Genomic DNA, 23,185 nt, shown 5'->3' on the forward strand with positions numbered 1-23,185 from the left:
TGGCTAGAAGCCTATCGTTCCCAAGATCCACATTTCGGTTTGGATCGCATGGAAGCTCTCTTGGCTTTGAGAGGAAATCCTCACCTAGACTGTCGGGTTATTCATGTTGCGGGGACCAATGGCAAAGGATCTACCATTGCTACCTTGTCTCAACTCTTGAGGCAGGCAGGTTTACGGGTTGGAGTCTTTACCTCTCCTTATCTGATCCATTACAATGACCAAATCACCATTAATGGCGAAGCCATTTCAGATCAAGACCTGCAAGCCTACCTGGATAGCTACCAGCAGCTCCTGCAAGCTGAACAATCAAGGGCCATCTTTCAAGGTTTGACGGAATTTGAAGTGATGACGGCCATCGCCTATGATTATTTTGCTCACGAGGAGCTGGATTATGTGATCATGGAAGTCGGTATGGGGGGACGACTTGACAGTACTAATGTCTGTCAGCCTGTTCTGACCGCGATCACTTCGATTGGCTTGGATCATGTTGCCCTTCTTGGGCCAGATCTGGCTTCCATCGCCCGTGAAAAGGCTGGTATCATTAAGCCAGGAATTCCTCTGGTCCTAGGGAAATTAGAAGCAGAAGCCAGCCAAGTCATTGAAGGCATTGCGATTCAGAAGCAGGTACCGATAACAGCCTATGACAGAGATTACCAAGTTGAGCTAGCGGCCTCTTGTCTATCGGGCCAATCCTTTTCTTATCACAGTTCCAAAAGAGAAACAGCCTCCTATCAAGTAGCGCTCTTGGGTCATCACCAGGCCAGAAATGCAGCTCTTGCGATCAGTATTTGTGATGTACTTTTTGAAAGAGAAGGGCGTGAACTCTTGTCAAGAGAGTTAGTGGATGATGCCTTGCATCAGGTCATCTGGCCTGGCCGAATGGAAGTGGTCTCACAAAATCCCATGATCTTGCTAGATGGGGCCCATAACCCCCACGCCGTTGCGCCTTTGATCGCAAGTCTTCGGGAACTTTTTCCAAGTCAAAAAAAGACCATTCTTTTTACCTGCATCCGGACCAAAGCCTTAGAAGAGATGCTCATTCAGTGGCAGGAACTAGAAAATAGTCGCTTGATCCTCACGACCTTTGAAGATCCAAGAGCCTATTCTCAAGAAGAGATAAGAGCTGCTGCGAAAAACCATCAGCTTGAGGAAGTCAACTGGCAAGAGTTTCTACAAAACTGGCAAGCTGAAGGCGATGAGCTCCTCATTGTAACAGGGTCGCTCTACTTCCTTAGCCAGGTACGACCTTATTTATTAAAAAACAGAAAAATCCAACTAGGAGATGATATGGATACAAAGAAAATTGAAGAAGCAGTGAAAATGATCATCGAGGCAGTCGGTGAAGATGAGAACCGTGAGGGACTTCAGGAAACGCCGACCCGCATTGCCAAGATGTACCAAGAAATATTTGCAGGACTAGGGCAGACAGCAGAAGAGCACCTGTCTAAATCATTTGAAATCATTGATAACAATATGGTGGTCGAGAAGGATATCTTCTTCCATTCCATGTGTGAGCATCACTTTTTACCATTTTATGGAAAAGTGCACATTGCCTACATTCCAAATGGCCGTGTGGCTGGGCTTTCCAAACTGGCTCGTACGGTCGAAGTTTACGCTAAAAAACCACAGATTCAGGAACGTTTGACGGTAGAAATCGCAGATGCCTTGATGGAATATCTTGGAGCACAAGGAGCACTTGTCTGGGTAGAAGCAGAGCATATGTGTATGAACATGCGTGGTGTCCGTAAACCTGGGACCGCTACAGTGACAACTGCTGCGCGTGGACTGCTTGCGACAGATAAAGACTTAAAAAATGAAGCCTATAAACTCATGGGCCACTAATGGCTGGCTATAAGAGGTGAACAGAGTGGATCAATTACGGATCAAGGACTTAGAGGTATACGCCTATCACGGTGTTTTTCCAGCAGAAAAAGAATTAGGACAACGCTTTGTCCTAGACCTATGGGTAGATTATGAGATGACTCGTGCTGCCCGCACAGGTGATTTGGAAGCTTCAATCCATTATGGGATCTTGGCGGAACAGTTGACCGAGTGGATGCAGGCAGAAAAGATCGATCTGATTGAAACGGTGGCCTTTCAATTGGTTCAAAAGATTTTCGAAAGCTATGCCTTCGTAGAAAAAGTTCGTCTGGAGTTGAAAAAACCTTGGGCTCCTGTTCCCTTGCCACTCGAGACTTGTTCGGTGACAATCGAACGGGAGAAAAAACGGGCCTTTATTGGGCTTGGCACCAATATGGGAGATAAACAACTGCAACTAGAGACGGCGCTAGAAAAACTCAAGGATCGAGGCATTCGCCTTCTTCAGACATCCACAAGGATTGAAACAGAACCCTGGGGAGGAGTGGAGCAGGACACCTTTTTGAATCAGGTGGCAGAGGTTGAAACCTGGATGACCCCAGAGGATTTACTAGAGACCTTACTTGCTATTGAGCAGGAAATGGGGCGTGTCCGTGAGATCAAGTGGGGGCCACGTGTGATCGATCTAGATCTGCTCTATATGGATGACACCATTTGTTACAGTCCGAGCTTGATCTTGCCGCATCCTTATGTGGCAGAACGTGCCTTTGTCCTAGAATCTTTGAATGAAATTGCTCCTCATTTTGTGGACCCTGTTCAAAGAAAGCCCATTCGCCAATTATGGGAGGCTGTCAAATAGTTTCTCTTCTTTGCATTATAAAAAAACAATCCCTCGAGCAGGGATTGTTGAGAGCGTAGATAAACGAATCTTTAATAGAATCTAATCAATTCTTTAAAAATTATACTCGTTATAGTTATTCAGTCATCTAATGAAACTTTCCGCCGTGAGAAAAGTGCCTGAAACAATACCGTTTCAGGCACTCGGAATTATTGAGACCTTAGGCTCAATAATTAGTCATGGAACTTCGTAGAAGTTCGCTGACGTCCGTACTCACCTAAGGAAAGTTTTTTAAGAAGACTTTGTCTTCAATCTGAACAATTCCTAAAACAGGGATTGTTTTTGTTTGTCTTAGTTTATTTACGATACAAACGATCGTACTGGTAGACAGGGTCCATGGTGACGTTGATACCGAGCTTGCGAAGGACATTCTTGTCTTCGTCTGTTAGCATCACGGTTGAGTGGGCTTCACTGCCTTTCAACTTGCCTAATTCTTGCATAGCAAGCTTAGCGTCTTCATTGGTCATGGCTGTAATAGCAAGGGCAATGAGGATCTCGTTTGAGTGAAGACGAGGGTTGCGGCTACCCAAATGATTGATCTTCAAGCCTTGGATAGGTTGGACGTATTCTGGCTCGATTAATTTGGTTTCTTTATCAATATGCGCCAATTTCTTGATCGCATTGATCAAGAGGGCTGCGGTTGGGCCAAAGAGATCGGAGGTTTTTCCGGTTACCATCTCGCCGTTTGGCAATTCAAGTGCCAAGGCTGGCTCTCCTGTTTCTTCTTCTTTCTGACGAGCAAGAACGGTCACTTTCCGATTATTTGGAGTAATGCTCAAATCATTCATCAAGAGCTCAATCTTCTTGACAGCTCCTTCACCGACGCGTTCAGCTTTGACATCCAAGATAGTTTGGTAATAGCGACGGATGATTTCTTGTTGGGAAGCTTCAATCGCAGCGTCATTGTCCACAATGGCAAAGCCAACCATGTTGACGCCCATATCTGTTGGGGAAGCGTATGGAGAGGTTCCTAAGATGCGTTCCAACATGCGCTTCAAAACAGGGAAGATTTCGATATCGCGGTTGTAATTGACCGTTGTTTCTCCGTAGGTTTGGAGGTGGAAGGGATCGATCATATTGACATCGTCCAGATCTGCAGTTGCTGCTTCATAAGCCAAGTTGACTGGGTGGTGCAAAGGAAGATTCCATACTGGGAAGGTTTCAAACTTAGCATAACCTGATTTGATCCCACTTAATTGGTCATGGTACATATTGGACATACAAGTTGCCAGCTTACCAGAACCAGGTCCAGGAGCTGTCACAACGACCAAATTGCGGCTAGTCTTGATGTAGTCATTTTTCCCCATCCCTTCAGGAGAGATGATGTGGTCCATATCGGTCGGATAGCCCTTGATCGGATAGTGGAGATAAGAGGCGATCCCGCTCTTGTCCAGTTGTTTGCGAAAGGCATCTGCTGCAGCTTGTCCAGCATATTGGGTGATGACGACAGAGCCTACAAAAATCCCCAATTCATTGAATTTGTCGATCAAACGCAGTACTTCTTGGTCATAAGAAATTCCTAGGTCCCCACGGGCTTTTGAGTGCTCAATGTTGTTGGCGTTGATGGCAATGACAATTTCCACCTGGTCGCGCAATTCTTGGAGCAACTTGATCTTATTGTCTGGTTCGTATCCAGGGAGGACACGAGCAGCGTGGAAGTCCTCTAACATCTTACCACCAAATTCAAGGTAGAGCTTGCCATCGAATTGATTGATCCGCTCAATAATGTGGTCACGTTGCAAGTTCAAATACTTTTCAGAACTAAAAGCTTGTTTTTTCATGTAAAACTCCTGTATATAAGGGAAAGGTCTGCCACACAAATCCAAGGATGAGTGCTCCGTTCCCTACCATTTCATTCTTTCATATTATATCAGAAAACAGATGGAAGATAAAATATTCTAAGATACTTTCCTAAGGGAGTGTGGATGCCGAGGGGCTCAATGGTGACTCACGCTGGAAAGTTTCAAAGAGAACCTTGTTTTCCCCCTAAAAAAGCCCCTTACGGGGCTTCGTGATCGATGTTGCTTAATAGTGTTTGATCAAATCAACTGTAGAGCGATCCAATTTCTTAACCAATGCTTGTAAGAAGGCTTGTGCTTGCAAGAAATCATCCATGGCATAGAGGGTTTGGTGGGAGTGGATGTAACGTGCACAGACACCAATAGTGGTTGATGGGACTCCACCGTTCTTCAAGTGTGCTGCACCTGCATCGGTACCACCTTTGGCACAATAGTATTGGAATTTGATACCTGCTTCTTCAGCAGTAGTGAGCAAGAAATCTTTCATATTTGGTAGCATGATGTGACCTGGATCATAGAAGCGAAGCAGTGTTCCTTCCCCAATCGCTCCTTGGTCTCTAAAGACATCGGCCGCTGGTGAACAGTCTACAGCAAGGAAGATTTCAGGATCAAATTTAGTGGTTGAAGTGTGGGCTCCACGCAGTCCCACTTCTTCTTGAACGTTGGCCCCTACATAGAGTTCGTTGTTTAAGGCTTGTCCAGAAAGGCTCTTGGCCAATTCGCTGACCATCAAGACGCCGTAGCGGTTATCCCATGCTTTTGAGATGACGTTTTTACCATTAGCAGTGAGAATCGCAGAGCTATCTGGGACCAAAGTATCTCCAGGACGAACCCCATAACTTTCAGCTTCGGCTTTAGAGCTAAAGCCTGCATCAAAGATGATGTCGCTAATGGCTGGTACGGTTGGTCCACCCGTTCCACGTGTCAAATGAGGAGGAACAGATCCTGAAATAGCAGGGTATTCACGTCCGTCACGTGTAAAGAGTTTGAAGCGTTGGCTGCTGACGACCATCGGATTCCAACCTCCGATTGGGACAACACGGAAAGTTCCGTCAGCTTTGATTTCGCTGATCATAAAACCAACTTCGTCCATGTGGGCAGCTACTAAGATACGAGGAGCATCGGCAGCTGTTGAATGTTTGACCCCAAAGATCCCACCGAGACCATCTGTCACGATTTCGTCCACATGAGGGGTCAATTGTTGGCGCAAATAATCCCGTACAGGAGCTTCATGACCTGAGATAGCAGGGATTTCAGTTACTTCTTTGATTTTAGAAAATAAATCAGTCATAGGTTACCTTCTTTCTGATGCTATTTTAACACTTTTTCTACAAGGATGGTAGCGTTATTATGGAAATCAATCTCAAAAAGCAGAGGGAGAGATCCAGCCTAGACCGTTGTCCCTCTGCTTATTTTGTGTTACAATAGGCACTATGAAAGCTAAAAAAATTATTTTGTCTAGTCTGGCTGTAGCAAGTGCAGGAGCTCTTGCGGCCGGTGTTTATAAAATCGCCAAAGATCAAAAGCGTCTCCGTACCCAAGAAGAGTTGGTAGCAGAAGTACGGGAGCAAATGGAAGCCATGGGGACGATTGCGACCCTGTATGTGGAACTCTACGAGTCTAGTGAAGAACGCTTAGTAGGAGGCGTCATTTTTGAAGATGAGCGCCATTACCGCTTTGTCTATGAGGACGGTCTCTTGCATTATGAAGAGGAAAAACTATGATTACACCAAATTCTCTAGAAGAAATTGCTTCTTATGTAGAGCAAGATGGCAAGAAAGTGTTTGTCTTTTCAGCAGATTGGTGTGGGGATTGTCGTTACCTCAAGCCTTTTTTGCCGGAGATTGAAGCTGAAAATCCCGAATTTACCTTTATCTTGATTGACCGAGATGCCTATATGGATCTGGCGAAAGTCTGGGATGTTTATGGGATCCCAAGTTTGGTGGTTCTGGAAAAGGATAAGGAAATCGGTCGGTTTGTCAATCGGGATCGAAAAACCAAGGCGCAGCTTACAGCATTCTTAGCAGGATTAAAATAGGAGAAAAACATGATTGTAACATACAACAAAGAACAAGTCGGCGATGTCTTGATGCTGACCTTGAAAAATAGTGGAGAAGCAAAGCTCGCGGTGGAGAGAAAAGGAAAAGTGGCTCGCGTTTACCGTGAGGACAAGCAAGAAACCGTTGCCTGGAATATTTTTGATGCCTCATCTTTCTTCGCCATCGAAGGCAAGGGCCAAGTCTTTTTGACAGATGAGCAAGTAGCTCGTTTGAATCAAGAATTGGAAAGAGAAGGCTTCGCAGAACGTTTGGTCAATGATCGGGAACCAAAATTTGTGGTGGGAGAAATCCTTGAAATGGTAGCCCATCCAGATAGTGACCACTTGAATATCTGCCAAGTAGCAGTTGGACCAGATAAGACGGTTCAGATCGTAGCTGGAGCTCCAAATGCGCGAGTGGGTCTCAAGACCATTGTCGCTCTTCCAGGTGCCATGATGCCGGATGGTAGCTTGATTTTCCCAGGGGCCCTTCGTGGAGAAAAAAGCTATGGGATGATGTGCAGTCCGCGCGAATTGCACTTGCCAAATGCTCCTCAAAAACGAGGCATTATTGAATTGGATGACGCAGAAGTAGCAGGGACACCTTTTGATCCTGCTCGTCACTGGCACGAATAAAGAGAAGAATCTAGGATGTTTTGGATCCTAGATTTTTTTGATTTTGGTTTGTCACCTCCATTTTTTGAAATTTTTTCGAATAAATAGATAGGAGGTAAATGATGTATAATAAAGTTATTTTAATCGGTCGCCTAGTAGCGGCCCCAGAATTGCATAAAACCAGCACAGACAAATCCGTTGCCCGAGTGACCGTTGCGGTCAATCGTCGCTACAAGGACCAAAACGGGGAGCGAGAGACTGATTTTGTCAATGTCGTTGTCTGGGGGAAATTGGCTGAAACCATGGCTAGTTATGCTAGCAAAGGGAGCCTGATCTCTTTGGATGGAGAGATTCGGACGCGCCGCTACGAGAAAAATGGAGTTATGCAGTATGTGACAGAGGTCCTCTGCCAAAGTTTTCAGTTGCTAGAGAGCCGCGCTCAGCGAGCGATGCGTGAAAATGGTGGAACGGGAGATTTAGCCGATATCATCTTAGAAGAGGAAGATCTTCCCTTTTAGGATCAAAAAAGAAAGCTGGTTCGTTTATAGACCAGCTTTTTTGATACTTGCTAGGGATTTTATTCGGGAACGACTCTTTTAAAAATAAATCAAAAATATGCATCTGTACAATAAAAGCCAGCACTTTTCTTGAAAAAGTAGTAAAATAAAGTAATATATATTCAAAATTTTCAGAAAAGGAACGGAGTTTGAAGAGGAAAGAAGAAAGAAAAGAACTGTTAAAATGGCTGATAAAACGGGTTCTACTGGTGATTCCAGTGGCCTGCCTCCTCTTGTGGATCTATGCTGTTTGTCAAACCAGTAGCATCAAGGATCAGACCAAGATTGGTGTCACCTATATGACCATGAACAATGAGTTCTATAAAAGTATTCATTCGGAAATTAGTCGGATTGCCGATGAGAGAGGGGCTCTTGTATCTGTTCGAGATCCGGAATTGGATGAAAAAAGGCAGAGCCAGCAGATCGATGATTTTTGCGCTCAAAAAGTAAATGTGATTGTGATTAATCCGGTCAAAGGGGATAGTCAGCCGATTTTAAGGGCTCTTAAAAAAGCTAGAAAACAAGGAATTAAGATCATTGCAGTTGATACCCAGCTCAAGCATTTTAAGCCGGATGCCAGCATTGTCTCCGACAACTACCAAGCAGGAGTCTTGATTGCGAAAGAGTTGATGAAACGCTCTTCAAATGCTCGGATCCTTCTCTTGGAGCACAAAGGGACTGTTTCGGCAGATACGCGGATTCAGGGATTTAAGGATACCATCAAAGGACATGGGTCTTATCAGATCATCTCGGAACTAGAAACCAAGGGGCAGACGGAGATCGCCATGCCAGCTGTCCGTAAGTTCTTGCAGTCAGGGGGGAATGTCGATACTCTAGTCTCCTTGAATGACCGCTCGGCTATAGGAGCTTTAGCGGCGATCAAGGAGCAAGGAATCACCCATCCCATTGCGATCTATGGGATTGATGGCTCACCAGATATGAAAGCCTTGCTACACTCGACAGATGATGTCGTAGGAACCGTTGCCCAGTCTCCGTTGAAGATGGGAGACCGCGTGATGGAGGTCATCCAAGATATGGCTGATGGGAAGAGCTACCAAAAAGAAATAACCATTCCGGTTCAGATGATGACAAAGGAAAACATCGATCAATTTGATGTGAATGGGTGGCAGTAATGAGAAAATTTAGAGGTGTGAGATACAGTTTGGCCATTCTGATGGTCGTGAATTTTATCGCTGTGATGCTCAACAGTATCATCTATCTTCAAGCAACCAATTATATCATTGCTCAACGACAAGCTTCCCTATTAGTAGAACGCTTAGAGCGCATTCCTTTTGCGCCCTCTACAACTTTTTGGTTGTCTGCACTCTTATTTGCTGGGATTGCCTTGATCTCCATGAGTCGTTACCGGTCTCAAACGAGTCGATGGTCCATTTTTGATAAGTGGAACATTCTGGAGATCCTCCTGATGTTGCTCTTGATGTGGGTCCAAAATGTAGCTTATAACGGGCTTATTCTATTAGTTTTTGCGGATATCTTCTATGGTTCCAAAGAGTTGAATACCAAGCGAGACCGCAAGTATTGGTTTGCGTTTATCCTAGTGAGTTTCTTGATGCTTCTTGTGACCAACTCAGACGTCTTTTCGCTTTTCTTTCCGATACCTTCTCTGGATGTCTATATTCATTTTTATCCTGCCTCCATTCGGATTCTGGCCTTTTTCTTAAAGAATTCCCTCTATGCCTTGAATCTGGTGCTCTTCATTATTTCGCTTTTGTTCTATATTATGAATGTTCTTGCGGAAAACCACGAAGTGGAAGAAGAGTTGGCCATGGTTTCGAAGGTCAATACGGAATTGAACAACTATATGGCCTTGTCTGAGAAGATTGCAGAGGATCGAGAGCGCAAGCGGATTGCTCGGGAGATTCACGATACCTTGGGACACGCGCTAACAGGGATCTCGGCAGGTTTAGATGCTGTCGGAGTCTTGATTGATATCGATCCCAATCGGGCAAAAGAGCAGGTAAAAAGCGTATCAGAAGTGGTTCGTGAAGGGATCCAGGATGTGAGGGGCTCTCTCAACCGCCTCCGTCCAGGTGCCCTTGAGGGACGAACCCTCAAAGATGCTTTGGAAAAGATGATCCGCGAGTACCAGACACTTTCCAACTTGCAGGTTGATTTACATTATGAATGGGTCGATGTTGATATGGACGTCATGATTGAAGATACGATCTTTCGTGTGATCCAAGAGTCTATGACCAATGCGGTTCGCCACGGTCATGCCAGTCAGATGAGCCTTCATTTTTTTGAGGATGAAGAAGATTACCTGATCGAGTTGCAGGACAACGGGGTTGGGTTTGAAACCTTGACCTATGGCTATGGACTCAAGCAGATGATGGAACGAATTTCCATCCTAGGAGGACAGCTTCAATTTGAAAGCCGCGATGGATTTTTCACGCGCGTCAGTTTACCGAAATATAATGAAGGGAGATAGAGATGGTGATAAAAGTAATGGTGGCAGATGACCAGGCCTTGATTCGAGAATCTCTGAAAATTATTTTGTCAGCCCACCCCGATATCGAAGTGGTGGCCACAGTGGAAGATGGGAATCACGTCTTGTCTAGCATTCCACAGACACATCCTGACCTGATCTTAATGGATATTCGGATGCCAGGTATGGATGGGGTCTTGGCGACAAAAGAAGTCAAAGAGCACTATCCGGATATCAAAATTATTATTTTAACGACCTTTGATGATGATGAATTTATCTATAGTGCACTCAAGTATGGTGCTTCAGGTTATCTTTTAAAGGGAGCCTCGACAGAGGAACTCTATGAAGCGATTAAGGTGGTGTATCAAGGCGGAGCCATGATCAACCCGAATATCGCTAGTAAAGTCTTTCAAATTTTCTCACAAATGGCCAAGACCAACTTCTCTATTGCTGTGGATGAGGACAATGTCAAGGATTTGAGCACGACGGAATGGCGCATTATCCAAGAAGTCGGCTATGGGGAGTCTAATAAAGAAATTGCGGCTAAACTTTTCTTATCAGAAGGAACCGTGCGCAATTACTTATCAACAATTTTGGCGAAATTAAACCTACGAGATCGAACGCAATTAGCGATCTGGTCAGTCCAAACAGGAGTGACGAGACGTGATTTTTCTAAAGGAAATACAGAATGAAATTGAAGCGAAAGCATCTTTGTTGGGGGATCGGCCTCCTTGTTGTGCTCTGTGCGAGCGCGGGTTTCTATTGGTGGAAACAGCAACCGACCGTCCTCCATATCGGCGTTTATGCAGGTTCTAGCTGGGATGTGCCGACCAGTCAACGTTCCCATGCCTTGGATCGTGCGATTCAAAAATTTGAAAAATCCCATCCCCACGTTCGTGTAGAGTATGAAAATGGGATTCCTCAGTCGGATTATTCTGACTGGCTTTCCGAAAAGATTGTCTCAGGAAAGACGCCAGATGTGTTTATGGTCTCTGAGCAAGATCTTTCCTTATTAGCAGCGCGAGGCGTATTAGAAAAGTTAAACGGCTATATGGATCGAAAAGATCAAGCTGCCTTTTATCCCGTTGCCTTTGAATCCGGTGTCTATCAGGGGCAAACCTATGCCTTACCTTATGAAAGCAATCCGATTTTGATGTGTGTCAATAAAGATCTCTTGGATAAAGAAGGTATCGCGGTTCCCAAAGAAGGCTGGACCCTTGAAGAGTTCTATACGATTTGCAAGAAACTAACCAAAGATACCAATGGGGATGGGCAATTGGACCAATTTGGGAGTACAGAATACACCTGGAAAGAAGCCTTGGCGGCAAATGGAGGTCATCTCTTCCAAGGAGGCATGCTCAAGCTGACAGCTCCAGAGGTGAAAGAGTCTTTGACTTTTCTGCAAAAATTGGAAGATCTAAATAAAAATTACAAGGTGAGCTCTAAAGATTTTGACCAGGGGAAAGTCGCCTTCTATCCCATGACCTTGGCCCAATATCGGACCTATAAACCTTATCCCTACCACGTTTCAAAATATTCAAACTTCACCTGGACCTGTATCCCGATGCCTGCTAAGTCAAAAACGACCAAGGCAACCTTAGTCACGACGACTTCTTTTGCTATGTCAGCTCGGAGTTCTCATTCCAAGTTGGCTTGGGAATTGATGCAACTCTTAACAGAGGATCCCGAAATTCAACAAACCCTCTTTGCCCAATCCCAGGGGATCTCTGTCATGCCACAGGTCGTCAAGAGTCGCTCTAGTAAAGACCTTTTGCAGGTAGATGATTTTGGGACGGATTCCTTGACCAATCAGACCTTGAACCGCATCATGGAACAAGCTGTTGAAAGTAGTCCTAAAAATGTCTCAAAAGAGGTGTTAGAAAAGTTAGATTACTTGATTGGCAATGCCTTGCGCGATCAAGATGTTGAGAACCGCTTGCCTCAAATTCAGAGGGAGATTGAAAGTAGTCTACAGGTAGGAGTTTAGAGTAAAATAAGATGGCATTTTGTCAAGTGACAGATGTCATTTTTTTATTGCTAAATGTCATATTGGGAATGTGACATTTGACAATATAAAAACGCTTTCAAATAGTCTACAATAGAGTCAAATAAAGGAGGCGTAGAAAAATGAAATACCTCGTTTTGGTCAGTCATGGTGGACTGGCAGAAGGTCTAAAAACATCACTAGCCATGTTTGCTGGTGATAAGATGGATCAGGTCATCGCAGTTGGACTCAAAGAAGGAAAATCGGTCGATGACTTCGCAGTTGATTTCAGAGAGAGCATTTCAGGATTGACAGCTGATGATTCTGTTTTGGTCTTGGCAGATATCGTAGGTGGTAGTCCATTAACCACTGCAGCCACGGTTCTAGAAGAAGCTGGAAAGCTCGATGGAGCCTTGATCCTTGGTGGGATGAACCTCACCATGGCCTTGACGGCAGTTGTGATGAAGGATGTGTTGGATGGAGACGATTTGTCAGCCACCATCTTATCAGAAGCACGATCTGCACTACAGCCTTTTGAAGTTTCAGCCACTGGTGCTGAAGAAGATGATGACGATATTTAATAGGGAGGTACCTTATGGTAGTAACATTTGTACGGATTGATGACCGCATGATTCACGGTCAAACAGTCACACGCTGGGCAAAGGAAAAACCATGTGATGGTTTGATTGCCGTAAACGATGCAGCAGCATCAAACAAGGTTTTGATCCAAGCTTACAAAGGCGCATCAGACAAGAAAACCTTTGTATGGACAAAGGAAGCCTTTAAAGAAAAATCAGCAAAAGTAACAGAATCAGATAGTCGTTACTTCTTGATCACCAAAAATCCAATCGATATGAAGGAAATTTTGGTCGACCAAGGGTTTGTCCCAGGTGATGTTAAAGAAATCATTGTTGGCCCTGCAAATGATCGTCCTGGAGCTGTGAAATTGGGAAATAACCAATCCATCACTCAGGAAGAAGCAGAAGCCTTCCAAGCCATTCAAGCAGCAGGCTACAAGGTGAAATTCCAATTGTTGCCAGATGTTTCCATCGGTTATTGGGATGATTTCAAATCAAAATTTGGTTTTTAAAACTAACAGTCTTATCTGTTAGGTAAATAAATTTACAAACAAAAGGAGCGTTTGTTATGACAATTTCATGGATTCAAGCAATCTTGCTTGGTATTTTCGCCAGCTTGTCTTCAATGCCTGGTATGGGAGGTTCCAGTATCGGGAACTATACACTCGGTCGTCCTTTGATCGGTGGGTTGATTTCAGGTTTAATTCTTGGAGATGTGACAACTGGTATTATGGTCGGGGTTGCCCTTCAAGTCGTTTATATCGCCTTGGTAACACCTGGTGGTACCGTATCTGCCGATGTGCGTGCCATCTCTTACATCGGTGTTCCTCTTGCTATCTTGTTTGTGCATGCCAATAACATCACAGATGAAGCAGGAATCGCCGCAGCTGCAGCTCCAATCGGTGCAGCCGTTGGGACAATCGGTACAGTTCTTTTCTACGGTACCGCTACTATGAACTTGGTATGGCAACACATTGGTTGGAAAGCCGTTGAAGAAGGAAACTTCAAAAAACTCTACGCAGTTGACTGGGTTTACCCTTGGATCTCTCACTTCCTCTTCTCTTTCCTTCCAACAATGATTATCACCAAATACGGTGAAAACATGGTTGATTTGATGAAACAATACCTTCCTATGGATGGTTACTGGATGAAAGCCCTCTTTACAGTCGGTGCTCTTCTCCCATGTGTCGGTATTGCCATCTTGTTGAAACAAATTGTTACAGAAGCAACTGACTTCATTCCATTCTTTGTTGGATTTACCTTGGCAAAATCTCTCGGATTGAACTTGGTATCCAGTGCCGTTGTTTCATTAATCTTTGCAGTAATCTACTATGAACTTGAAGTGATCAAATCGATGAAAGCTGCTCCAGCCGGAGTGGTGGATCTAGACGATGATGAGGAGGATATTTAAAATGGCTGATAGAAAGAAAATTTCAAAGAAAACATTAGCAAAAGCATTCCATCATTGGTATTATGGTCATTTGACTTGTTTCTCTCAAGAACATATGCAAACCTTCGGGTACTTGACTTCTATGCTTCCAATCGTAGAAGAAATGTATGACACAAAAGAAGAACAAAAGGATGCTATGCAAACCTATACGGCCTTCTTCAACACTGAACCACAACTTGGATCTCTTGTTGTAGGGATCACAGCTGGTTTGGAAGAAGCGCGTGCAAACGGAGATGCAGTAGATGGCGAAACCATCAACGGTATGCGTGCCGGTTTGATGGGACCAATCGCTGGTATTGGTGACTCATTGGTCGTTGGTACCTTGATTCCAGTTCTATTAGGGATTGCCCTTGGACTTTCTAAAGGTGGTAACGTCGCTGGTGCTCTCTTCTACATCGTCGTATGGAACCTCTTAGTCTACTTTGGTATGCGCTTTGCCTTCTTCAAAGGTTACCAATTAGGGGATAAAGCCGTTGAATTCCTTGTAGGACCAAAAGGACAAGCTCTTCGTAAAGCGATCAGCGTTGTCGGTGGTATGGTTATCGGTGCCGTAGCAGCTACTTGGGTATCTGTTACAACAGCCCTTCAATTCAAGAATTCTGAAGGAAAAGTCTTCTTGAACATCCAAGAAAAGATCGATGGTGTTTATCCAGGTCTCTTGACAGCAGCCTTCATCACTCTTTGCTGGTGGTTGATGTCTAAGAAAAAAATTTCACCAAACAAAGTTATGTTACTTCTCGTTGTAGTTGCTTTGATCGGTGTTGCCCTTGGTATCTTTGACCCACATCTTAAATACTAAGGTAAAAAAAACGAATTTGCTAGTAGGAGTTTTTGAGAATGAAGTGAATGGACCTCCTTTATTTGCACTTCATTCTCAATTTTTATCAGGAGGAATCCCATGGTTACAAAACAAGAACTTGTCAATGGATATGAAACAGAAATCAAGTACCAACGCCACATGCTTGAAAACCTTGGTCGTTGGTTCAGCTTACTCTTTATCATTGCCAGTATTGGTGTGGTATTGATCTATCTCTTTCACAAAAGTTTCCTCCCACTCTTGATCCTCGGGATTTTACTAGCCTTGGTTGGAATTTTAGGCATGATTGTTTTTGGATATGGCATCTACCGCGGGCGGATCAATCTTCAAAAAGTGATCGACGATTTCAATCAAAAATTGACAATTTTAAATTGATATTTTAGAAACATCTCATCTATTTTTGAGGTGTTTTTTTCTTGACTATTTCTGACCAAGTGATACAATAGAAACATAAGTTAGCACTTACGTATAGAGAGTGCTAAAAACACGTATGGAGGAATGAACATGTTAAAACCATTAGGAGACCGTGTGGTCTTAAAAGTAGAAGAAAAAGAACAGACTGTTGGAGGTTTTGTCCTCGCAGGTGCGAGCAAGGCCGATACAAAAACAGCTGAAGTAGTGGCCGTTGGCGAAGGTGTGCGTACCCTAAGTGGCGAACTCATTGCTCCAGCTGTAAAAGCAGGAGACCACGTTTTGGTTGAAAGCCATGCAGGAATTGAAGTTAAAGATGGGGAAGAAACCTACACCATCGTTGGAACAGCGAACATTCTTGCAATTGTAGAGTAAGAGAAGAAAGAGGTAAGAGAAATGGCAAAAGATATTAAATTTTCATCTGATGCACGTTCTGCAATGGTCCGTGGTGTCGATGTCTTAGCAGATACAGTGAAAGTTACGTTGGGCCCTAAAGGTCGCAATGTGGTTCTTGAAAAATCATTTGGTTCACCCTTGATCACAAATGATGGGGTGACCATCGCAAAAGAAATCGAATTGGAAGACCATTTTGAAAATATGGGTGCTAAATTGGTGTCAGAAGTGGCTTCTAAGACCAATGATATCGCAGGTGACGGTACAACAACTGCAACGGTTTTGACTCAAGCCATCGTCCGTGAAGGAATCAAAAACGTCACTGCAGGTGCTAATCCAATTGGCATCCGTCGTGGGATTGAGACTGCTGTTGCAACAGCAGTAGAAGCTTTGAAAAACAATGCGATCCCAGTATCAAGCAAGGAAGCGATTGCTCAAGTAGCTGCTGTGTCTTCTCGTTCTGAAAAAGTCGGTGAGTACATCTCTGAAGCCATGGAAAAAGTAGGTAAAGATGGGGTTATCACGATTGAAGAGTCTCGTGGAATGGAAACAGAACTGGAAGTCGTTGAAGGTATGCAGTTTGACCGTGGGTACCTTTCACAATACATGGTCACTGATAATGAAAAAATGGTGGCAGACCTTGAAAATCCATACATTTTGATCACTGACAAGAAGATTTCAAATATCCAAGAAATCTTGCCATTGTTGGAAAGCATTCTTCAAAGCAACCGTCCACTCTTGATCATCGCAGATGATGTCGATGGCGAAGCTCTTCCAACACTTGTCTTGAACAAGATCCGTGGTACCTTTAATGTTGTAGCTGTCAAGGCACCAGGATTTGGAGATCGCCGCAAAGCCATGCTAGAAGACATTGCCATCTTGACAGGTGGTACAGTCATTACAGACGATCTTGGTTTGGAATTGAAAGATGCAACCATTGAAGCCCTTGGTCAAGCAGCTAAAGTTTCAGTCGATAAAGACAGTACCGTCATTGTCGAAGGTTCTGGTAACCCAGAAGCGATCGCTAACCGTGTGGCTGTTATCAAGTCACAAATTGAAACTACAACCTCTGAATTTGACCGTGAAAAATTACAAGAACGTTTGGCCAAATTGTCTGGTGGTGTTGCCGTGATCAAGGTTGGTGCTGCAACAGAAACAGAATTGAAAGAAATGAAACTTCGTATCGAAGATGCCCTTAATGCGACTCGCGCAGCCGTTGAAGAAGGGATCGTTGCCGGAGGTGGTACAGCCCTTGTCAATGTCATCTCTGCAGTCGCAGCCCTTGAATTAGAAGGAGATGAAGCGACCGGACGCAATATCGTTCTTCGTGCTTTGGAAGAACCGGTGCGCCAAATTGCCCACAATGCCGGTTACGAAGGATCTATTGTGATTGATCGCTTGAAAAATGCCGAAGTCGGAACAGGTTTCAATGCCGCAACAGGTGAATGGGTGAATATGATTGATGCAGGAATCATCGACCCAGTTAAAGTGAGCCGTTCAGCCCTTCAAAACGCCGCTTCCGTAGCGAGTCTGATCTTGACAACCGAAGCAGTCGTAGCCAACAAACCAGAACCAGCAGCCCCAGCAGGACCAGGAATGGATCCAAGCATGATGGGTGGGATGATGTAAGACACTTAGTCTAATGGGTGCTGAAGCACCTCATTAGGCTACGGCAAGCACCATGGTGCCTTGCCGAAGTGTCTTACTAAGAAAATAAAGAAGGCATTATCGGCCTTCTTTATTTTCTGTCGTAACTGTTACACGATTGAGGCTATACCTCTCATCGTTGGATAGTAGCCACTATGTTGCGGTCTGGCTAATCGTCTTACTAGCTCAAAGAGAGTGGGACAGAAATCGGTAATTCGTTAGAATTCGATTTCGTTGTCCCACCTCCGCACAGTTGAGTAGGGCTGTAAAAGCTGATGAAATCAGCGTAGTAGAGCCCACTCAACCACTGCGTCTTGCTCGACAATCCAAAAATAATTGAGAGGCTAGGACTTTTGTCCCAGCCTCTTTTTATCGTGCTTTGGGATTTTCATTTGTTATGGAATAATATTTTTATTTTAAATTTTGTAACAGAAATGATAAATACTAATTAAAGAGGACTTGCGTAGATGCTTGGGAATCAAGCATTTGCGGTGTTTTCAGGCAGAGGGATATTTGCCAACAAATTGCAATACAAATTAACTGATTTTGTAATAATTCTAGTGTATACTAGTAAGAGTAGATCACAGGTCTACATTGTTGCAAGGGGAGAACTTCCCACATACATGTCTATTGACAATAAAACTTGATCGTAATATCGCTGTTAGTAAAATGAGAGTTTGAACATAGCATAGATTTTATCGACCTTTTTCATATTAAAAAATATTTTTCAAATTCCCCTTGCGCAAGCTCTTCCGGATTTCTCCGGGGGAGTTTTTTTGTTAAGGAAAAAAGATAGAAGGCCTTTTGAGTCTCTTTTGAAAGAGTAGCTCAGCAGGCATCATTTATGGTAAAATAGAACATATTCGTAGAGGGGAAGGAGTGAGGACTTTGTTGAAGATTTTTGTGTTAGAAGATGAATGGATCCAACAATCGCGTATCGAAGCGGTCTTGCAGGATCTCATCCGTCAAAAATTCTTGCAATGCAAAGCGCCAGAAGTGTTTGGGAAGTCAAGCCAGTTGCTGGATGCTATCACAGAGAGAGGCGCCCATCACCTATTCTTTTTAGATATCGAGATTAAAGGTGAGGAGAAAAAAGGTCTGGAGATCGCAAAAGAGATTCGTAAGAAAGATCCCCATGCGACCATTGTCTTTGTCACCACTCACTCTGAATTCATGCCCATTACCTTTCAGTACAAAGTAGCTGCCTTAGATTTTATCGATAAAACGCTGGGTGAGGAAGAGTTCAAAGAGAGAATCAGCTCAGTTATCGATTATACCTTGGAGCAAGCTGGAACCACGATTGCGCAAGATGCCTTTACGTTTGAGAGTGCGATGGCGCGTGTACAAGTTCCTTTTAATAAGATTTTGTATGTTGAAACGTCTCCAACCATTCACAAGGTCATTTTACACACCCAGGAAGAGCGCTTGGAATTTTACGCTAGTATTGCCGATATCGAAAAAGCAGATCCCCGCTTGTATCGGTGCCACCGCTCCTTTGTGGTGAATCCGCAAAATATTACGAAGATTGATAAAGAAGCCAAGAAAGCTTTTTTTGAAAATGGAGACAATTGCTTGATCTCACGGACCAAGTATAGAGGCTTACTGGAAGCTTTGAAAAAATAGAGGGAGAAAGAATTGCTGTTAACTATTCTAATGTCTTACCTAAAGTTCTTCGTCAGCATGCTGATCTATCGTCATATCAGTAGACAAGAGTTCACCTTGCGCTGGCTCTTTTTGTGCCCCTTCTTCTTTGCAATTATCTTTACCCTTGTACCACCGGTAGGCTTTTTTGGCTATTTCTTAGTATTTATTGCCTATAGTTTCTACCGAAATCGTAACATACGACACCTTTTGAATATTTTTTATGGGCTCTATCCGGTTGTCATGGAGAGTCTCATTGGGCGTCTCTTAGCCTTTTATGTCTTTCCAATGTTAGGGATCGTACTTGTTCATGAGGCATCTGTCAGCTGGTATGATGCTCTACTTGAATTGCTGGTCTTTCCTGTTTATATAGGAATCACTAAATTGTTAAAACTAGATTTTACAGATTTAAAAGTAGGGTTTCAACGGCAGTATTTTAATCGTTTCCTACTCCCAATGGATCTTTCCATGTTTGTGTATTTGCTCAGTGTTGTAGGTCTGGTGGTTTTTGAGGATGCTATTCCTCATGCAGATGCTTTACGGGAACAGTTAAATAGTATTTATCTGATTTTGTTTTTTGTGATGCTCTTGTATTTCAATGCAGTGTCCAAAGAACGATTGAAACAAGAGATTCTAGAGCAAAAAGATAGGCAACTGCAGGAGTTAGCCACCTATAGCCAACACGTCGAAATGCTCTATGGGGAGATTCGTGCCTTTCGTCATGATTACCTGAATATTTTAACCAGTCTCAAATTAAGTATTGAGCACGAAGATCTTAACGCGATCAGGGAAGTCTATGAGAATGTTCTTCGAGAGAGTGGCCAGCAATTTTACAATAGTAAGTTTGATATTGCCAAACTCAGTCACATCGAAAATCCAGCTGTAAAAAGTGTTCTGTCCGCAAAATTATTGGAAGCTCAAAATAAAGGGATTGGGATCTCTGTCGAGATCGATGAACCAGTTCGTGATTTATTCATCGAGGTTTTAGATTTCATCACCTTCTTATCCATCCTTTGTGACAATGCTATCGAAGCGAGTCTTGAATCAGAGGACCCCCAGCTGACTCTTGCCATGCTCCAGGAGGAAAACTCCCTCATCTTAATAGTTGAAAATAGTACAAAGGCTGAAAAAATAGATCTGGCGAGAATTTTTGAAAAGGACTACTCGACTAAAGGAGAGGGCCGCGGTCTTGGCTTGTACAAGATCCAACAATTACTGGAAAAATATCCCAAAACGACAGTGTCTACCAAGAGTTCAAACTACCGATTTACCCAGAGCCTGACCTTTTGGAAGGAATAATAGAAGAGAGAGTGGGACAGAAATCGGTAATTCGTTAGAATTCGATTTCGTCGTCCCACCTCCGCACAGTTGAGTAGGGCTGTAAAAGCTGATGAAATCAGTGTAGTAGAGCCCACTCAACCACTTCGTCTTGCTCGACAATCAAAAATAATTGAGAGGCTAGGACTTTTGTCCCAGCCTCTTTTTTGACCATTCGCGACGATTTTCTGACCGATTCTGACAGAGAGCCACAAAGCCTGTCTCTTTGAAGTATACTGTACACAAGATCAATAAGAAAAGAGGGATCGTATGTTTCAGGTAGCATCTATTACAAAATCATTTAAGGAGAAAGCTGTATTAAAGGGAGTGTCTTTTTCGATAGAAGAAGGAGACAAAATTGCCTTGCTGGGAAATAATGGAGCAGGAAAAAGTACCCTGTTCAACATTATCGCTGGGCAGCTCCAGGCCGATTCCGGGACGATAAAGACTTCGCTTGATTTTCAAAAGGAAATTGGGATGATGCCTCAGGGGGATCTGCTCATCGAGGATCTTACCGTTGCTGAATTTGTCGAATTAAAAAGTCGGATGAATCAGTTGAAGCAGGCTGATATCAATGGACTCTTAGAGATGGTCGAATTAAGAGAATCAAGAGAGCAGATGGTGGGTAGTCTTTCTGGTGGTCAAAAGAGACGCTTGTCCTTGTTGGTAACTATTTTGAATCATCCAAAGTTGATTTTTTTAGATGAGCCAACGACTGGCATGGACTTGGAAGCAGTGGATAACTTTTGGAAACTACTGGAGCAGCAAGAGTTTACCTCTGTTGTGGTGACCCATGATTTCAACCAAATTGATGCCTTTTTTACAAAAGTCCTGATTTTAAAAGAGGGTCGAATTGCTGCAACAAAGGCTGTTGAGGACATTCACCAGGCTGGTCAAACCATTGAGCAGTATTTCCGAGAAGAGATGAATAAAGGAAGGGAACAAGCATGAAAAAGATTCAATTAAAACAAGTTTTACGAAATAAGCGCTTCGTATTATTCACCATTATTTTACCCATAGGCTGGTATATCTTCTTTTATCAGCTTCAAAAAGGGGTTTCACCAAGTATTTTATTAGGTATTGCCGTATTTATCGGGGTCATTGGTAATAGCCTTGCAACTTTTAGTAAGCGGATCGCCTCAGATATCGGGTTTTATTCTTTTGAATCCCACTTTACAAGCTATAGTGTCAAAAATTATTTATGGGACCAAAGCATCGTGCAACTAATTCTGAACAGCTTGATCTTTTTAGCAGTGCTAGTAGTTGCTGTCCTAGCTTTTCACTTTCCAGTGACGACTAGCCTGTTGGTACAATTTTTCCTCTTATCCTTGATGGGGATCTACTTTAGTGTGATTGGCTTTGTACTTGGGGTGAGGGTAGATGCCAAGACGATTGATACCATTGGCTTTCCAGTTATTATTTTAGCAGCCATGACCATTATTCCCTTTGATACGCTTGGCACAAGTGGAGGATTTATGGACTTAGTTGGCAAGCTACAACGGGTTTTCCCAGGCTATTATTATACAAAGCTGATCCAAGATTTGACCGAGAAACAAACGATTGATGCCACCCAATTAGCGCTCTTTGTTGCCGTATTTGGATTGAATTTGCTATTTTTCTATCTGCTCGTACCCAAAGGGAAAATGGGGAACTAAGAGCAGTTAAAAAGAGGCTGGGACAAAAGTCCTAGCCTCTCAATTGTTTTTGGATTGTCGAGCAAGACGCAGTGGTTGAGTGGGCTCTACTACGCTGATTTCATCAGCTTTTACAGCCCTACTCAACTGTGCGGAGGTGGGACGACGAAATCGAATTCTAACGAATTACCGATTTCTGTCCCACTCTCTTTTCTTTGCTATAAAACGGTTATTTGGTATTCGTTCGTCAAGTACTTGGATAGGTTTTGCCAATCTTCTTCCTTAAATTTACAGAAATTGACGAAGAGTTTTACGGTATGGTGCTCTGTGTCAATGATCGTATTAGATTTTGAGAGATTTTCTAGTGCAGTATTTTCCCTCAGCTGAAATTCGATGAAATAACTCTTACTATTTTGGTGATCGGGGTCACTAACGTCAGCCACTTTATAGGCTGCACTCACCAAATCTTCCTTTGGGATAAAGATGTCTTTTGTCAGGATCACTCCCTGATAAGCATAGATCCCATCAGAAGTCAGCTCAAAGGCGATCTGACGGTTGGTCAGTCTTTTGATCCCAGCAATGGTTGCATAGATCGCAATTAGAAATAAAAGGATTTGAATGAGGGTGACGAAACTGACTTTGGGAAACCCCTCAAAACCTAGGATCGATAAAAACGCTAAGTGGCTATAGAGCGCACAGGCAAAAGCCAAAAAGCCATATCCGACATATTTTGAATAATAGATTTTCATTTTTGACTCCTTACATTTTAAATGCTATGAAAACTCGGAATTTCAAGTACCCTTATCATAGCGGATTCAGGCAAGAACTGTCAATTGTTTGGTAGGGTTCAAAGGTGGTTTTTTATTTTAAATGGAATAACAATGGTGCAGAGTGATTTAACTTCGTAGGCTACATTACAGTATCTAAAAAAGTGATCTAAATACTCTTAAGACAAGCAAAAAAGCCTTGGATTTCAAGGCTTTTTGTGCATAAAAAATGCCCCCTACATGAATTTGTAAGAACTTTTCATATTGAAAATAAACAAAAATGTTGAAATATAGCTGATTTTAGGGAATTACTTTTAGGTGTTTTCAATGTCAGGATTTAAAAATGGTGCAAAAGTGGGGCAAAAACAAATTAAC

At 43.2% G+C, this 23,185-nt stretch carries 24 protein-coding genes and 1 pseudogene; 22 read left to right on the top strand and 3 right to left on the bottom strand.

The genetic code is table 11. The features are described 5' to 3' along the window. Positions 1–48: 48 nt before the first annotated feature. From QM870_RS07960 to folK, 3 genes and pseudogenes are all read left to right on the top strand, one after another. A pseudogene (locus tag QM870_RS07960) lies at positions 49–1,191 on the top strand (bifunctional folylpolyglutamate synthase/dihydrofolate synthase); the annotation flags it as partial. A gap of 96 nt (positions 1,192–1,287) precedes the next feature. Further along, on the top strand, positions 1,288–1,842 hold the full coding sequence (gene folE, locus QM870_RS07965) for a GTP cyclohydrolase I FolE (RefSeq protein ID WP_003019101.1): 555 nt from the start codon (positions 1,288–1,290) through the stop codon (positions 1,840–1,842). A gap of 25 nt (positions 1,843–1,867) precedes the next feature. Next, positions 1,868–2,677: a 2-amino-4-hydroxy-6-hydroxymethyldihydropteridine diphosphokinase gene (gene folK, locus QM870_RS07970; RefSeq protein WP_049475011.1), complete on the top strand. Its 810-nt coding sequence runs from the start codon at positions 1,868–1,870 to the stop codon at positions 2,675–2,677. Positions 2,678–3,012: 335 nt separating this feature from the next. Here the strand turns inward: folK and QM870_RS07975 are convergent, their stop codons facing one another. Both QM870_RS07975 and pepA read right to left on the bottom strand, forming a co-directional pair. Continuing rightward, a complete protein-coding gene (locus QM870_RS07975) occupies positions 3,013–4,497 on the bottom strand; it encodes a DUF1846 domain-containing protein (RefSeq protein WP_070448905.1) in 1,485 nt (494 codons plus the stop codon). A 244-nt stretch (positions 4,498–4,741) separates the two neighbouring features. Continuing rightward, positions 4,742–5,806, bottom strand: coding sequence for a glutamyl aminopeptidase (gene pepA, locus QM870_RS07980; RefSeq protein WP_414369260.1), 1,065 nt, complete (start codon positions 5,804–5,806; stop codon positions 4,742–4,744). Positions 5,807–5,948: 142 nt separating this feature from the next. On the opposite strand from pepA, the gene QM870_RS07985 reads away from it, so the two are divergent. The 19 genes from QM870_RS07985 to QM870_RS08075 all read left to right on the top strand — a co-directional run bounded on the left by QM870_RS07985 (position 5,949) and on the right by QM870_RS08075 (position 22,064). Beyond that, positions 5,949–6,239, top strand: coding sequence for a DUF4651 domain-containing protein (locus QM870_RS07985; protein WP_003004245.1), 291 nt, complete (start codon positions 5,949–5,951; stop codon positions 6,237–6,239). Beyond that, on the top strand, positions 6,236–6,553 hold the full coding sequence (locus tag QM870_RS07990) for a thioredoxin family protein (RefSeq protein ID WP_003009797.1): 318 nt from the start codon (positions 6,236–6,238) through the stop codon (positions 6,551–6,553). The genes QM870_RS07985 and QM870_RS07990 overlap by 4 nt, the downstream gene beginning before the upstream one ends. A 9-nt stretch (positions 6,554–6,562) precedes the next feature. Next, positions 6,563–7,189 carry a YtpR family tRNA-binding protein gene (gene ytpR, locus QM870_RS07995; RefSeq protein ID WP_003009800.1) on the top strand — a complete coding sequence of 209 codons (627 nt, stop codon included), beginning with the start codon at positions 6,563–6,565 and terminating at the stop codon, positions 7,187–7,189. A 101-nt stretch (positions 7,190–7,290) separates the two neighbouring features. Further along, positions 7,291–7,686, top strand: a complete 396-nt coding sequence (locus tag QM870_RS08000) for a single-stranded DNA-binding protein (protein WP_003004675.1) — start codon at positions 7,291–7,293, stop codon at positions 7,684–7,686. 188 nt (positions 7,687–7,874) lie between these two features. Continuing rightward, positions 7,875–8,858 (top strand): substrate-binding domain-containing protein, encoded by a 984-nt coding sequence (locus tag QM870_RS08005; protein ID WP_003009806.1) that lies wholly within the window; start codon positions 7,875–7,877, stop codon positions 8,856–8,858. Beyond that, positions 8,858–10,174 carry a sensor histidine kinase gene (locus QM870_RS08010; RefSeq protein WP_368397548.1) on the top strand — a complete coding sequence of 439 codons (1,317 nt, stop codon included), beginning with the start codon at positions 8,858–8,860 and terminating at the stop codon, positions 10,172–10,174. Before QM870_RS08005 ends, QM870_RS08010 begins: the two co-directional genes overlap by 1 nt. A 5-nt stretch (positions 10,175–10,179) precedes the next feature. Continuing rightward, a complete protein-coding gene (locus QM870_RS08015; RefSeq protein WP_037585171.1) occupies positions 10,180–10,863 on the top strand; it encodes a response regulator transcription factor in 684 nt (227 codons plus the stop codon). Beyond that, the gene (locus QM870_RS08020) at positions 10,860–12,158 is read left to right on the top strand and encodes an ABC transporter substrate-binding protein (RefSeq protein WP_003009814.1); all 1,299 of its coding nucleotides are present in this window, start codon (positions 10,860–10,862) and stop codon (positions 12,156–12,158) included. Before QM870_RS08015 ends, QM870_RS08020 begins: the two co-directional genes overlap by 4 nt. Before the next feature lie 140 nt (positions 12,159–12,298). Then, on the top strand, positions 12,299–12,736 hold the full coding sequence (locus tag QM870_RS08025; protein WP_031572670.1) for a PTS sugar transporter subunit IIA: 438 nt from the start codon (positions 12,299–12,301) through the stop codon (positions 12,734–12,736). Positions 12,737–12,750: 14 nt separating this feature from the next. Beyond that, on the top strand, positions 12,751–13,245 hold the full coding sequence (locus tag QM870_RS08030; protein ID WP_000261775.1) for a PTS system mannose/fructose/N-acetylgalactosamine-transporter subunit IIB: 495 nt from the start codon (positions 12,751–12,753) through the stop codon (positions 13,243–13,245). Between the two features lie 56 nt (positions 13,246–13,301). Next, a complete protein-coding gene (locus tag QM870_RS08035) occupies positions 13,302–14,144 on the top strand; it encodes a PTS mannose/fructose/sorbose/N-acetylgalactosamine transporter subunit IIC (protein ID WP_014712796.1) in 843 nt (280 codons plus the stop codon). Next, a complete protein-coding gene (locus QM870_RS08040; RefSeq protein ID WP_037585172.1) occupies positions 14,128–14,982 on the top strand; it encodes a PTS system mannose/fructose/sorbose family transporter subunit IID in 855 nt (284 codons plus the stop codon). Before QM870_RS08035 ends, QM870_RS08040 begins: the two co-directional genes overlap by 17 nt. Positions 14,983–15,081: 99 nt before the next feature. Next, the gene (locus QM870_RS08045) at positions 15,082–15,375 is read left to right on the top strand and encodes a hypothetical protein (RefSeq protein WP_003004348.1); all 294 of its coding nucleotides are present in this window, start codon (positions 15,082–15,084) and stop codon (positions 15,373–15,375) included. Between the two features lie 129 nt (positions 15,376–15,504). Beyond that, the gene (groES, locus tag QM870_RS08050) at positions 15,505–15,786 is read left to right on the top strand and encodes a co-chaperone GroES (protein ID WP_024055367.1); all 282 of its coding nucleotides are present in this window, start codon (positions 15,505–15,507) and stop codon (positions 15,784–15,786) included. A 21-nt stretch (positions 15,787–15,807) separates the two neighbouring features. Continuing rightward, positions 15,808–17,433, top strand: a complete 1,626-nt coding sequence (gene groL / locus QM870_RS08055) for a chaperonin GroEL (protein ID WP_003004647.1) — start codon at positions 15,808–15,810, stop codon at positions 17,431–17,433. Between the two features lie 906 nt (positions 17,434–18,339). Beyond that, positions 18,340–19,074 (top strand): response regulator transcription factor, encoded by a 735-nt coding sequence (locus QM870_RS08060; protein ID WP_414369261.1) that lies wholly within the window; start codon positions 18,340–18,342, stop codon positions 19,072–19,074. Positions 19,075–19,104: 30 nt separating this feature from the next. Continuing rightward, positions 19,105–20,391 (top strand): sensor histidine kinase, encoded by a 1,287-nt coding sequence (locus QM870_RS08065; protein ID WP_414369262.1) that lies wholly within the window; start codon positions 19,105–19,107, stop codon positions 20,389–20,391. 288 nt (positions 20,392–20,679) lie between these two features. Further along, entirely contained in the window at positions 20,680–21,360 is a 681-nt protein-coding gene (locus tag QM870_RS08070) for an ABC transporter ATP-binding protein (protein ID WP_414360048.1), read from the top strand. Further along, positions 21,357–22,064 (top strand): ABC transporter, encoded by a 708-nt coding sequence (locus QM870_RS08075; protein ID WP_414360045.1) that lies wholly within the window; start codon positions 21,357–21,359, stop codon positions 22,062–22,064. Before QM870_RS08070 ends, QM870_RS08075 begins: the two co-directional genes overlap by 4 nt. Before the next feature lie 197 nt (positions 22,065–22,261). Here QM870_RS08075 and QM870_RS08080 read toward each other — a convergent pair whose 3' ends face one another. Then, positions 22,262–22,792 (bottom strand): hypothetical protein, encoded by a 531-nt coding sequence (locus tag QM870_RS08080; protein WP_414360042.1) that lies wholly within the window; start codon positions 22,790–22,792, stop codon positions 22,262–22,264. Positions 22,793–23,185 lie beyond the last annotated feature (393 nt).

It is taken from the genome of Streptococcus parasanguinis (genome assembly GCF_047463195.1).
In the GTDB taxonomy this organism is placed as follows: domain Bacteria; phylum Bacillota; class Bacilli; order Lactobacillales; family Streptococcaceae; genus Streptococcus; species Streptococcus parasanguinis_R.